General features: G+C 73.9%; 13 protein-coding genes. 7 read left to right on the forward strand and 6 right to left on the reverse strand.

Features of this window, described 5'->3' with window-relative positions; genetic code table 11:
* Nucleotides 1-115 (forward strand): integrase core domain-containing protein (locus ABD709_RS08970; RefSeq protein ID WP_344774904.1); only part of this gene is annotated, 115 nt, incomplete at its 5' end.
* A gap of 13 nt (nt 116-128) precedes the next feature.
* Here ABD709_RS08970 and ABD709_RS08975 read toward each other — a convergent pair.
* Together ABD709_RS08975 and ABD709_RS08980 are read right to left on the reverse strand one after the other, a co-directional pair.
* Complete coding sequence (locus ABD709_RS08975; protein WP_344774482.1) at nt 129-515, reverse strand: hypothetical protein; 387 nt, start codon at nt 513-515, stop codon at nt 129-131.
* 18 nt (nt 516-533) lie between these two features.
* Nucleotides 534-1,142: an HD domain-containing protein gene (locus ABD709_RS08980; protein ID WP_344774484.1), complete on the reverse strand. Its 609-nt coding sequence runs from the start codon at nt 1,140-1,142 to the stop codon at nt 534-536.
* A gap of 54 nt (nt 1,143-1,196) precedes the next feature.
* Here ABD709_RS08980 and ABD709_RS08985 point away from each other — a divergent pair, with 54 nt between their 5' ends.
* Together ABD709_RS08985 and ABD709_RS08990 are read left to right on the forward strand one after the other, a co-directional pair.
* The gene (locus tag ABD709_RS08985) at nt 1,197-1,496 is read left to right on the forward strand and encodes a chorismate mutase (RefSeq protein WP_344774486.1); all 300 of its coding nucleotides are present in this window, start codon (nt 1,197-1,199) and stop codon (nt 1,494-1,496) included.
* A 10-nt stretch (nt 1,497-1,506) separates the two neighbouring features.
* Nucleotides 1,507-1,785, forward strand: a complete 279-nt coding sequence (locus ABD709_RS08990; RefSeq protein WP_344774488.1) for a DUF2087 domain-containing protein — start codon at nt 1,507-1,509, stop codon at nt 1,783-1,785.
* A 12-nt stretch (nt 1,786-1,797) separates the two neighbouring features.
* Here ABD709_RS08990 and ABD709_RS08995 read toward each other — a convergent pair whose 3' ends face one another.
* On the reverse strand, nt 1,798-2,664 hold the full coding sequence (locus tag ABD709_RS08995; protein ID WP_344774490.1) for a hypothetical protein: 867 nt from the start codon (nt 2,662-2,664) through the stop codon (nt 1,798-1,800).
* A gap of 279 nt (nt 2,665-2,943) precedes the next feature.
* On the opposite strand from ABD709_RS08995, the gene ABD709_RS09000 reads away from it, so the two are divergent.
* Complete coding sequence (locus ABD709_RS09000; RefSeq protein ID WP_344774492.1) at nt 2,944-4,209, forward strand: HNH endonuclease signature motif containing protein; 1,266 nt, start codon at nt 2,944-2,946, stop codon at nt 4,207-4,209.
* Nucleotides 4,210-4,222: 13 nt separating this feature from the next.
* Here the strand turns inward: ABD709_RS09000 and ABD709_RS09005 are convergent, their stop codons facing one another.
* Genes ABD709_RS09005 through ABD709_RS09015 form a run of 3 tightly spaced genes read right to left on the reverse strand, consistent with a single transcriptional unit; the run spans nt 4,223 to nt 8,604 of the window.
* The gene (locus ABD709_RS09005) at nt 4,223-4,624 is read right to left on the reverse strand and encodes a hypothetical protein (protein WP_344774494.1); all 402 of its coding nucleotides are present in this window, start codon (nt 4,622-4,624) and stop codon (nt 4,223-4,225) included.
* Between the two features lie 2 nt (nt 4,625-4,626).
* The gene (locus ABD709_RS09010) at nt 4,627-6,282 is read right to left on the reverse strand and encodes a DNA repair helicase XPB (protein ID WP_344774496.1); all 1,656 of its coding nucleotides are present in this window, start codon (nt 6,280-6,282) and stop codon (nt 4,627-4,629) included.
* A gap of 51 nt (nt 6,283-6,333) precedes the next feature.
* Nucleotides 6,334-8,604 (reverse strand): helicase-associated domain-containing protein, encoded by a 2,271-nt coding sequence (locus ABD709_RS09015; RefSeq protein WP_344774498.1) that lies wholly within the window; start codon nt 8,602-8,604, stop codon nt 6,334-6,336.
* A gap of 18 nt (nt 8,605-8,622) precedes the next feature.
* Between ABD709_RS09015 and ABD709_RS09020 the strand changes: the two genes are divergently transcribed.
* Genes ABD709_RS09020 through ABD709_RS09030 form a run of 3 tightly spaced genes read left to right on the forward strand, consistent with a single transcriptional unit; the run spans nt 8,623 to nt 12,175 of the window.
* On the forward strand, nt 8,623-9,447 hold the full coding sequence (locus ABD709_RS09020) for a PP2C family protein-serine/threonine phosphatase (RefSeq protein WP_344774500.1): 825 nt from the start codon (nt 8,623-8,625) through the stop codon (nt 9,445-9,447).
* The gene (locus ABD709_RS09025) at nt 9,444-11,078 is read left to right on the forward strand and encodes a hypothetical protein (protein ID WP_344774502.1); all 1,635 of its coding nucleotides are present in this window, start codon (nt 9,444-9,446) and stop codon (nt 11,076-11,078) included. The genes ABD709_RS09020 and ABD709_RS09025 overlap by 4 nt, the downstream gene beginning before the upstream one ends.
* A 26-nt stretch (nt 11,079-11,104) precedes the next feature.
* Complete coding sequence (locus ABD709_RS09030) at nt 11,105-12,175, forward strand: RDD family protein (protein WP_344774504.1); 1,071 nt, start codon at nt 11,105-11,107, stop codon at nt 12,173-12,175.

The raw sequence follows: 12,175 nt of genomic DNA on the forward strand, positions 1-12,175 counted from the left end.
CACCAACGATGACCGCGCCGCTGCCCTTGCTCCGTGGCTCGAGCTCTACAACACTCAGCGCCGCCACACTGCGCTCGACGGCCTGCCACCGATCAGCCGGCTGTCACCAACGTGACGGCCGAGTACATCTAGGCGCTCGCCCAGCGCTCGAGGGCGCCCAACGGAGCCACCCGCTGGCCGGACTCCTCGCACACCCAGGTGGGGTCGGGTCCGCCGAGGTCGGGCTCGATGTGCAGCGCGTGGAGCGGAGCGTCGTCGCACCGTGCGCAGACCGGCCAGCGACCGGCCGGGTCGTCGCCCGGCAGGCCGTCCCGCAGCCCGTCCTGGACGTCCTGCGCGACCAGCCCGGCGACGTACGGCGCTCCCTGCGGCCACTGCTCGAGCCACCACCGGCGCTGGGAGCACGCCTCCTCGAGGAGGGAGACAGCCAGCGGCACCGCGAGCCCGCAGGCCTCGAGGTCGGCCAGCACGCTCGCCCGAGCCCCGTAGATCACGCTGTCGTCCACGAGCCCCATTGTGCTTCCGGGGCAAAGTCAGGCGCGGAGCCGCTCGAGCTCCCGCTCGATGTTGTGCCGGGCGCGGTCCTCCCACTCCTTGCGCGCGTGGTCGGTCCGGAAGATCCGGTCGCGGCGCACCAGGCCCTCGAGGAACGCCGTGCGTCCCTCCTCGTAGTCCTGGTCGTCCAGGTGGGAGTACTCGACGCGGACGGCGTCGGCGTACTCGTCGTAGAGCCGGTCGTCGAGCGCGAGCACCCCCATGTCGGCATCGGAGAGCGCGCAGCCGTTGGCGTCCTCGTCGGCCGGGTCGTGGGTCTCGGTCACCCGTACGAGGCGAACCACCTCGGTCACCGTCCGGCGGTCCACCAGTGCGGGCAGCGCCGCCTCGGCCCAGGCCGCCGAGCGCTCCTCCGCGTCCCGCTCGCCGTCGTAGACCGCGTCGTGGAACCAGGCCGCCAGGACCACCGGCTGGCGCTCGAAGGACACCCCCGCGCTCCTGAGCTCGTCGAGCCGGTCGAGCACGCCGGCAAGGTGGCGGGTGTCGTGGTAGCGACGGGTGGGCTCGGCGTACGCGGCCAGCAGCTCGTCGCGAAGCCCCTCGCCGTCGGCAAGGGGCCAGGGTGGCGGGGGATGGTCGTCGTCCATCCGCCTATTGAAACCCAAGGAGCACGGATCGCGCAGGGTTGGGAGGATGGTCGCGTGGACGCGGAGGAGGCACGCCAGGAGCTCGGGCGGCTGCGGGCGAGCATCGACAACCTCGACGCAGCGCTGGTGAGCCTGCTCGCCGAGCGGTTCAAGTGCACCGAGCAGGTCGGCCGGCTCAAGGCCCGGGCGGGCATGCCGCCCGCCGACCCGGACCGGGAGGCGGTGCAGATCGAGCGGCTGCGCGCGCTCTCGGAGAGCTCGGGGCTCGACCCGGAGTTCGCGGAGAAGATCCTCAACCTGATCATCGCCGAGGTGATCCAGAACCACCACCAGTTCCTCGACGCCGAGGCGTAGCCTCGTCCGCGTGGCCGAGGTCGACCCGGGCGAGACCCTGCGGCGGTTCTTCGCCGCCGACGGACGGCTGCACACGATGCCGACCCGCCACGTGAAGAGGCAGGTGGTGCTCGACCACATCGCGCAGCGGTTCGAGCTCGGGAAGGTGTACGCCGAGCTCGACGTCGACGCGGTGCTCAAGACGATCCACGAGGACCACGCGGCGTTGCGCCGCTACCTCGTCGACGACGGTTTCCTCACCCGGCGGGACAACCACTACTGGCGGTCCGGCGGGACCGTCGACGTCTGAGGGCGCCGTCGCTCAGGACAGGCCGCAGGTGTCCAGGCCGTAGGCGATCATCGCCCGCTTGCCGCGCTCGGACATCGGGATCTCGAACTCGCCCTGGACGCCCTCGGTGCGCAGGGTGACCCGGAACGTCGTCGCGGTGCCGCCCTCGGAGAAGGCGTGGCCGTCGCACCGCGAGGGGAGGATGGGGAACCGGACCGGCCGGTCCGTGAGCACCTCGTGCGCGGGCCACGACCCGCCGTGCTCGGGACCGAAGAGATAGGTGCCCTGGACGCCGAGCAGCGTCACGGTGCCGGGAGCGCCCGTGGGCCGCACGTCGAGCTGGAGGTTGCCGTCCTCGACGCGGTCGGACCACCGGAGGTCGGTGATCTCCGCGACGGCCTGCCGGAAGCACTCCTCCTCGCTGTAACGCCCGATGTCGTCGTTGACGTCGGTCACCGGACGCACCTGGGTCCGGCCGCCCGCGGTGATCGTGAGCGTGCCCTTCGAGCCCTGCACGTCCGGATCCGGCCGCGGGCCGTCGCAGCGCGGCTCGGGCAGCGGGAGGGGGAACTGCCGGTGCGACGTCGGCGGCATGGCGCGCAGTCTGCCCGCGGTGATGGGGGCCGTGAGGCGCGGGTCGTCGTACACGATCTTCTGGGGGTGCACCGTCTGCGCCGTGCCGTTGGTGATCAGCGCCTCCATCCGGTGGTGGGCGCGGTCGTGCGAGGACTCCTGCATCGCGACGTCGAGCGTTCCGCTCGGCGGCAGCGTCGGCGTCTGGATCATCGTCAGCGACGGGCTCGGGACCACCCGGTCGTCGAGCCGGTCGTTCTCGTGGCCGCACGCGGCCGTCGTCACGAGCAGCCCGGCCACCACCGCCGGGACCCACCATCGGCGCACCCGCGCAGTCTCGCACGCGGCCCCGACGCCCGGTGGTCGAGGAGGTCGCGCAGCCCGGCACCCGGTGGTCGAGGAGGTCGCGCAGCGCGACGCCGGTGGTCGAGCAGGTCGCGCAGCCCGGCACCCGGTGGTCGAGGAGGTCGCGCAGCGACCGTCACGAGACCCATGGGTCACACCACGGCCCAGGTTCCGTGCACAGGCCTCGAAACCGGCGCTGGCCCTCCACAGGCACGGGTCGAGGTATTCGGCGACGTCGCCAGCGCGCGGAAGAATTCGGTCATGGACTTCTCCCCGCTCGCACCGCATCCGGTGCTGTTGTGCGTGGAGAACGTGGAGTCCGAGCTGAAGGCCGTGCGCGGCGTGCAGCCGACGTTCATGACGACCGCGCAGAAGGAGCTCGCGCTGCTGGGGATCGCCTCCGCGGAGGCGCAGTTGGCCGAGCTGAAGCTGCGGGTCCTCGCCGCCGCCGGTGATCTGGCTGAGACCGAAGGGGCGCGGGACCTCGGCTCGTGGCTCTCCGGTCACACCAACGCCGACCTGCGGGCTGCTCGCGCTGAGACCGCGCTCGCCGACGCGCTGGACCGGCGCTGGCGCCACGTCGCCGCCGGCATGGCCGACGGCACCGTTTCACCGGCGCAGGCGAAGGTGGTCGTCGACGCGTTGGACGCCCTGCCCGAGGGCCTGGACCGCGACCTCGTCGCGAAGGCGGAGGGGCAGCTGGTCGCCTGGTGCACCCGGTTCGCACCCCACGAGCTCCGCGCCCTCGGCAAGCGGATCCTGGCCGTGGTCGACCCCGGCACGGCCGAGGAGGCCGACGCCAAGCGCCTCCACGAGGAGGAGCAGTCCGCGCGGGCGAAGATGCGGCTCACGTTCAAGCCCCAGGGCGACGGGACCACCCGGCTCTCCGGACTCCTGCCCGACTCCGCCGCAACGAGGTTGAAGACCTACCTCGACGCCTACACCTCGCCCCGCAACCCGAAGAACACCCCCACCGGTGCCGGCGAGGCCGAGCGGATCCCCTCCGCCCGCAAGCTCGCCCACGCACTCTGCACCCTGCTCGAGCACCTCGACCCCCGGAAGCTCCCCGAGCACGGCGGCGACGCGACGACCCTGATCGTCACCATGAGCCTGGAGGACCTGCGCAAGGAGCTCGGCACCGCGGGCATCCTGGACGGCACCGACCCCGCGCTGGGACCGAACCTCTCCGCAGCCGAGGCCCGACGACTGGCCTGCACCGCCCAGATCATCCCCGCCGTCCTCGGCACCAACAGCGAAGTCCTCGACCTCGGCCGCGCCGACCGGCTCTTCCGACCACCCCAACGCAGAGCCATCCGCCTCCGCGACCGACGATGCCGAGCCCAGGGCTGCGACCAACCCGCAGTCTGGTGCGAGACCCACCACCTTCAACCCTGGGTCCAGGGCGGCGCCACCGACCTCGCCAACGGCATCACCCTCTGCGCCTGGCATCACCACCGCGTCCACGACCCCCGCTACGAGCACCAGCTCCTGCCCGACGGAGACCTGGTCATCCGCCGCAAGACCTGATCGGGTCGGGCGATCAGAGGGCGATGGCGAGGACCACCACGAGCAGGAAGAAGAGGCCGATGCCGCCGAAGATCAGCACGAGGGGGAGCAGGCCGTTGCGCTTCTGCGGCACGTGCCCGATCGAGCCCGGCGCCCAGGTCGTGAGCGGTGTGGCGTAGTACACCGGCACGGTCTGTCCCGGAGCGACGATGAACTCGAGGGAAGCCTGGCCGTACTTCCACATCCACGAGCACTCCGCGTCGATCCGGACCGGCCCGGCCCACACCGGGACCAGACGCCGGCCGTAACCGACCGGGACCGGCGCCCCGTTGATCCGGACCGTCGGCGGCACCATCGAGCTGGTGAGCGCACTGCCCTGGACGTTCAGCTCGACCGCTCCCTGCGGAGGACCGCCCGGCGGCGGTGGCTGGGTCATGCTCAGACCTGGAGCTCGTCGGCGTCGATGATCCGGTAGGCGTAGCCCTGCTCGGCGAGGAACCGCTGGCGGTGCTGGGCGAACTCGGCGTCGACGGTGTCGCGGGAGACGATCGTGTAGAAGTGCGCGATCTTGCGCTCGCCGTCGGGGCCCGGGTCGCCCGGGCGGAGCAGCCGGCCGAGCCGCTGGGCCTCCTCCTGGCGGGAGCCGAAGGAGCCGGACACCTGGATCGCGACCTCGGCCGAGGGAAGGTCGATGGAGAAATTCGCGACCTTCGAGACCACCAGCAGCCCGGTCTCTCCGTGCCGGAAGGCCTCGAAGAGCCGCTGCCGCTCCTTGACCGTGGTCTCGCCGGTGATGACGGGTGCGTCGAGCTCCTCACCGAGCTCCTCGAGCTGGTCGAGGTACTGGCCGATGACGAGCGTCGGCTGGCCGGAGTGCCGCGCGACCAGGTCGCGCACGACGCCGACCTTCTCCTTGGTGCAGGCGGCGAGCCGGTACCGCTCCTCGGGCTCGGCGGTGGCGTAGACGAGCCGGCTCGACTCGGGGAGGCTGACCCGGACCTCGACGCAGTCGGCGGGCGCGATCCAGCCCTGGGACTCGATGTCCTTCCACGGGGCGTCGTACCGCTTCGGGCCGATCAGCGAGAACACGTCGCCCTCGCGGCCGTCCTCGCGGACCAGGGTCGCGGTGAGCCCGATCCGGCGCCGGGCCTGGAGATCGGCGGTCATCCGGAAGATCGGCGCGGGCAGCAGGTGCACCTCGTCGTAGACGATCAGGCCCCAGTCGCGGGCGTCGAACAGCTCCAGGTGCGGGTAGACGCCCTTCCGCCTGGTCGTCACGACCTGGTAGGTCGCGATCGTGACGGGGCGGATCTGCTTGACCGCGCCGGAGTACTCGCCGATCTCGTCCTCGGTGAGGCTGGTCCGGCGGATCAGCTCGTCCTTCCACTGCCGCGCGCTGACGGTGTTCGTCACGAGGATGAGCGTGGTCGCCTTGGCGTGCGCCATCGCCGCCGCGCCGACGAGGGTCTTCCCGGCACCGCACGGGAGTACGACGACCCCGCTGCCGCCGTGCCAGAACGACTCAGCCGCCTCGGCCTGGTAGTCCCGGAGCGTCCAGTCCTCCTGCGCGAGCTCGATCGGGTGGGCCTCGCCGTCGACGTACCCGGCGTAGTCCTCGGCCGGCCAGCCCAGCTTGAGCAGCGCCTGCTTGAGGTTGCCCCGCTCGGAGGGGTGCACGGCGACGGTGTCGTCGTCGATGCGCTGGCCGAGCATGCCCGCGATCTTCTTGGCGCGGAGCACCTCCTCGAGGACCGGCCGGTCGGTGCTGGCGAGCACCAGGCCGTGGGTCGGGTGCTTGTCCAGCCGGAGCCGCCCGTAGCGCGCCATCGTCTCCGCCACGTCGACCAGCAGCGAGTGCGGGACGGGGTAGCGGCTGTAGGTCAGCAGCGTGTCGACCACCTGCTCGGCGTCGTGGCCTGCCGCGCGCGCGTTCCAGAGGCCGAGCGGCGTGACCCGATAGGTGTGGATGTGCTCGGGGCTGCGTTCCAGCTCGGCGAACGGCGCGATCGCGCGGCGGCACTCGACGGCCTGCGGGTGGTCGACCTCGAGCAGCAGCGACTTGTCGCTCTGCACGATCAGGGGGCCCTCGGTCACCGCACGAGTCTACGGAACGCCGAGTCGGCTCAAGCTTGAGCCGACTCGGCGTCAGGGGGAGGGGGTCACGCGGCCGATCCGGTGCACGGGGAACGAGCGCTCCTCGCCGTCGGACGGGTCGAGCGCCGTGAGCCGGCCGCCCTCGACGCGTACCGGGCGGACGGTGCGCTCACCGACGACGCCGCGGTCGTCGGTGTAGGCGATCAGCACGTCGGCGCGGCGCTCGATGGCGTCGCGGAGCGCGGACAGGGCGTTGGCGGGGGAGGAGGCGGTGGCCGGACGTGAGCGCGCGGCCTCCTCGCCCTCCTCGAGGGCGCGTACGGCGGCCGCGGCGTGGGCGGCAGCGCGGGCCTCCTCGGCGGCGGCCACGCGCTGCTTCGGCGCACGGGCGCGCAGCGGCTCGACCACGCCGACCCGCACGGTGCCGTCGGACGCCTCGGCGACGGGAGCGACGCCCAGCTCGCGCAGGCGCGGCAGCAGGATGTCCGGCGGGGTGGTGCTGACCAGGACTGTCGGCGCGATCCGGCGCAGACCGAGCGCGGCGGCCCGCGGGTGGTGCACCAGCTCGGCGAGCGCCGCCTCGTCGTCGGACCGGACGAACGACTCCGCCACGCCCACCCGGAGCCGCCCGAACGAGCGCACCGCGTCGTCGACCAGGTAGCTCAGGGGCTGCGGCACGGGCGTCCGTGAGACCGACTCCAGGAACGCGTGGGTCTCGGCAGCCGACCACCCGGCGTCGAGCGCGCGGCGGATGGACGCGGGCGTGAACCGGTAGACGGTCGCGGCGCCGCGCGACTCGACGTCGGCCACCAGGTGCAGCGACCGGGCGATGTCGGGGAGCAACGGACCGGGCGCGACCGCGGTGAGGTCCGCCTGGATCAGCACGTGGTCGACCGGGTCCGGCAGCAGTGCGGCGAGGGCGGGCACGGGGTCGGCGCCGGCCAGCAGGTCGCGGGTGTACGACGGCACCGCGTCCAGCCCGGTCAGCCCGAGCCGCCCGGCCTCGCCCACCGCCCAGGCCGCGAGGTCCGCCCGGGTGCGCGGCCGGCGCGGCCGCAGCCAGGCGAGCCGGGCGACGAGGGAGGCCAGCCCCGTGCCGGTCGCCAGGCCGCTGCCCTCGGGTGCGCGCGCCAGCTCGGTGAGCACCATCCGCTTGGTCTCGGGCAGCACCCCGGAGGACAGCTCGGGCGTCAACGCGTTCCAGGTCTTTCCGTCCGGGCCCCGCTCGCCGACGAGCGAGGGCAGCCGGGGGCTCGCGAGCCAGGCCCGGGCGAGCACGGCCCAACGACCGGCGACGTCCAGCTCCATCCAGGAGTCGAACGCGTCCGTGGGCACCCAGACCGGGTTGCCGTCGACGTCGGCGCGGGTGGCGACGAGCCCGGCCGCGGAGGCGGTCTCCACGACCAGTGCGGCGCCGCCGTTGTCGAGGCCGAGGTGCTCGCCGGCGGAGCGCAGCTCGCGCACGCCGAGCCCGCCGGTGCGCAGCGCCGCTGCCGGTCGGTGCCCCCACCACTCGAGCAGCTGCTCGACGTGCCGCACGGCCTCGGCGGCGGCTCCGGCGGCTGCCGAGGTCGCGAGCCGTACCGGCCGTTCCGACCAGGCGATGTCCGGCGGTACGTCGACCGGGGTGGTCGTGGTGCGGCCGCCGCGGACGGCGAGACCCACCTCGCCGGGCGCGACGAGCAGGCCGTCACCCGACGGCAGCAGCAGGCGGTGGGCGATCAGCTCCTCGGCCGGGCTGGTCTCGTCGCCGGGGCTGATGCCGACGCGTGCGGAGCCGGCGGTCGCCGTACCTCCCTCGGCCACGACGTGCTCCAGCAGCCGCCGGGCGCCGGGCGAGACCGACGCCACCAGCTCGGCGGTGCGGGCGACCGAGCGGTTCTCGGCCGACCGGGGACGCAGGCCGCTGACACCGGACTCGGTCCCGCCGGTCAGGCAGTCGGCGACCGCGCTCAGCGGTCGGAGGCCCTCGGTCGACTCCCAGACCAGGGCGAGGTCGAGCAGCCGGTCGACGGTCGCGCCGACGAACGACGGGTCGGCGTACACCGTCTGCGCGATCTCCGTGCGCGTGGTTTCGACGGCGACGACGAGGGCATCTAGCACCGAGACCTCACCGCGCGACAAGATGTCGATCGCGCGTGCGACCGAGCTTCTCGAGGCGGCGCGCGAGGCGAGTTGTCCGAAGTCGTGAGGGGCGGGTGTGGCCAGGTCGGGACGGTCCGTCAGGAGTTGCGCGACCCGCTCGGCGGGCCACGACCGCAGCTGGTCGGCGAGGGAGCGGTGGCCGGAGCGCTGCGCGCCGTCGTTGCCTGTCCGCCCCACCTGCACCACGGTAGTCCGATGATCCCGGTCGAGCTCCATCCCGGCGCAGCGACCGACGTCGGCCTGGTCCGGGAGGTCAACGAGGACGCGTACCTCGTCGCACCACCCGTCTTCGTCGTCGCCGACGGCATGGGCGGGCACGACCACGGCGACGTCGCGAGCCGGATCGTCGTCGAGGAGTTCGGCAAGCTCGCCGAGCAGGGGTACGACGCCGCGCGCGGCGCCGAGGCCGTCGCCGCCACCCTGGTCGCGGCGCAGCTACGGATCGCGGAGTACGACGCCGAGCACGGCGACCCCTCCGAGCGGCCCACCAGCTCCTCCGGCAGCACCGTCGTGGCCGCGCTCCTCGTCGAGCAGGAGGACGGCCCGCGCTGGCTGCTCGCGAACGTCGGTGACTCGCGGATCTACCGGTTCACCGACGGCGTGCTCGACCAGGTGAGCGTCGACCACAGCATCGTCCAGGAGCTGATCGACGCCGGCCGGATCAGCCCGTCGGCGGCCGCAGAGCACCCCGAGCGGCACGTGATCACCCGCGCGCTCGGGGGGACCGCGAGCGGCGAGGCCGACTACTTCCTGCTGCCGCTGGTTTCCGCCGAGCGGCTGCTGCTCTGCTCCGACGGCGTCAGCGGGATGATCGACGACGCCGAGATCGCGCGGATCCTCGGGGAGCACGAGGACCCGCGCGACGCGGCGGACCAGCTCGTCGGCGCGGCGGTCGCGGCCGGAGGTCGTGACAACGCGACCGCGGTCGTCGTGGATGTGGTGGGATTGGGTGACGACACCCCGTACGACTCCGATGCGCAGCGCGTGAGTCTGGAGCAGAAGTTGGGAGCACTCCCATGAGCGAGATGAGCACGAGTTCCGGGTGGTCCTACCAGGCCGGGTCGTGGTTCGCCGTCTTCGGGCCGCAGGTGACCGTGCTGCTGCCGGAGTCCGAGCGCGAGCGGGTGATCCGCGTCTGGGCGACGGTCGACGAGGGCGGCGGGTTCGACCAGGTGCTCGACGGGCTGCTCGCGACCGGGCTGAGCTCGCTGCCCGGTTTCGTCCTGCTCGGCGCCGAGGGCGGGCCCACCCGGGTCCTGCTGCGGGGCGCGGACGTCACGGTGGTGCTGGCGACCGGTGACGGCGAGGTCGCCCTCGACGGCAGCGCGAGCGCCACGTGGGTCGAGCAGAGCGTCGACGGCGTCACCGGCGTCCGGATCGAGGTCGGCGCCGACTCCAGCGACGACGTGCACTTCCCGATCACCACCGGCCTGGTGCGCGTCGGCCGGGTCGACCGGCCGGCCGTCGCCTCCGGTGCCGCCGGCGTGGTCGAGCCCGAGACCGCCGAGGAGGTCGAGGCCGCCGTCGGCGAGACCCCGCCGGTCTTCGAGGCCCAGGCCGAGCCGGTCGGAGCGGCCGGGCCGGTCGCGGAGGCCGAGCCGTCCGACGACGCGGCCGTCGCGCTCCCGGGCACCGACGTCGTCGGCGCGGACGCCCCGATCCCGGTGGTCACCCCGAGCGCCGAACCGGCGCCGATGGATGTGCCCGCCGCGGACCTACCGGCCGACGTACCGGCCGACGACGCACCGGCCGACGACGTTCCGGCCGACGACGCTCCCGCCGCCGATCCGGGGCTCGACCTGCAGCCGACCGAGCAGATGCCGCCGGTCTCCCCGGACACCTCGCTGGCCGCCAGCGAGCTCGAGCTGCCGCCGCCGCTCGGTGCCGACCCGCTCACCGACCCGATGCCGCCGCAGGAACCCGCGCCCAGCAACTGGGTGACGCCGTGGGACCCGCCGGCCGAGACCGCCGCGCCGCCCGTGCCCGAGGACGCACCGGCACCGGAGGCCGCTCCGGTCGAGGAGCCCGCGGTCGAGGAGCCAGCCCCTGAGGCGTCCGTCCCCGACGCGCCCGCCGCCGACGAGCCCCCCGCGCCGGCCTACCCGCCGCCGCCGGTCGACGGGCCGTCGACCCCGCCCCCGCTCGGCATCGGCTCGTGGGAGCCCGTCGGCGGGTTCCCGCCGCCGCCCCCGGCACCCGACACCGACCACGACGGGCTCACCGTCGGGGGAGCGGACCACGGCCAGGTGCCGCCCCCACCCGGCATCCCGGGTCAGCCGCCGGCGCCCCCCGTCACCCAGCCGGTGGCGAACCTGATGATCTCCGACGGCCAGAACGTCGTCGTCGACCGCGTCATCCTGATCGGCCGCGCCCCCGAGGCCCGGCGGTTCTCCTCGACGGAGCAGCCGCTGCTGGTCTCGGTCCCGAGCCGGCTGCACGAGATCTCCGCGACCCACGTCGAGGTGCGTCCCGGCACCGGCGCCGACCACGGCTCGGCCGTGGTCACCGACATGGGCTCGACCAACGGCACGGTCCTGGTGCAGCCCGGCCTCGGGCCCGAGGACCTCAAGCCCGGCATCGCCGTACAGCTGATCCCCGGCGCGATCATCAACCTCGGCGACGGCATCACCATCCAAGTCACGCGTCCCTGACCCGGCCTGCTCTCGGGACTGAGCCGATGTCATCCACCCCTCCCTCCGGTGCGGTCGACCTGCCCGTCGCCGACCTCGACCGCCGGTGCACGGCGTTCGCGATCGACCGGATCCTGGGCTGGGGGCTCTCCGCGGCCGTCGCGTACGCCGCCTGGGCCCTCGCCGGTACGTCGACCCTGGTCACGGTGCTGGTGTTCGCCGGCGCCGACGTGGTGCTGGGCCTGGTGACGGCCGTGGTGCTCGGTACGACCGGCCTGACGCCCGCCAAGGCGATGCTCGGCCTGCGCGTGGTCCGGGAGGTCGACGGCCGGCCGATCGGCGTCGGCGCCGCGATGGTCCGGGTGCTGGTCCTCGGCGTCGCCGGCCTGCCGACGCTGTGCCTCGGCGCCGCGACACTCGGCTGGACCGCCGCCATGGACCCCGAGCAACGGCGGCGCGGGCTGCACGACCGGCGCAGCCACGCGGTGGTCGTCGACGTGCGACCGCGGCCGGTCGAGGCCGCCCCCGTCGAAGATGCGCCTCAGCAGCTGGTCAACCTGACCGCGATGCGGCTGCTGCCGGCACCCGCGTCCCGGCCGGCGTCAGCCGGCGAGCCGGCCGCACCCCCGCCGGCTGTGCCGCCCGGTGCGACCACCCCGCCCGCGGCGCCGGTCGCACCGACGACACCGACGGCACCGACGGCACCGACGACACCGCCGCCACCGCCGGTCCCGGCGACCCCGACGCACGTGAGCCGGCCGGACGCGACGGGCGTCCGGTGGGCCGTCGCCTTCGACACCGGCGAGCGGTTCGAGGTGCTCGGCCTGACCCTGGTCGGGCGCCGGCCCGAGCCGCGGCCGGGGGAGCCGGTCCAGCAGGTCGTGCCGCTCCCGTCGACCGACATGTCGCTGTCCAAGACCCACGCCCAGTTCCAGGTCGCGCCCGACGGCGCGCTGGTCGTGATGGACCGCGGCTCGACCAACGGGTCCTTCGTCGTCCGCCAGGGGCTCTCCAAGCCGCTGGCACCGGGTCGGCCGAGCACCCTGCTCGACGGCGACGTCGTGCGGTTCGGCGACCGGACGATGAAGGTCAGCCGGGTGGCCCGGCACGCCCCCTGA

The organism is Nocardioides panacisoli (assembly GCF_039537325.1).
Taxonomy (GTDB): Bacteria; Actinomycetota; Actinomycetes; order Propionibacteriales; family Nocardioidaceae; genus Nocardioides; species Nocardioides panacisoli.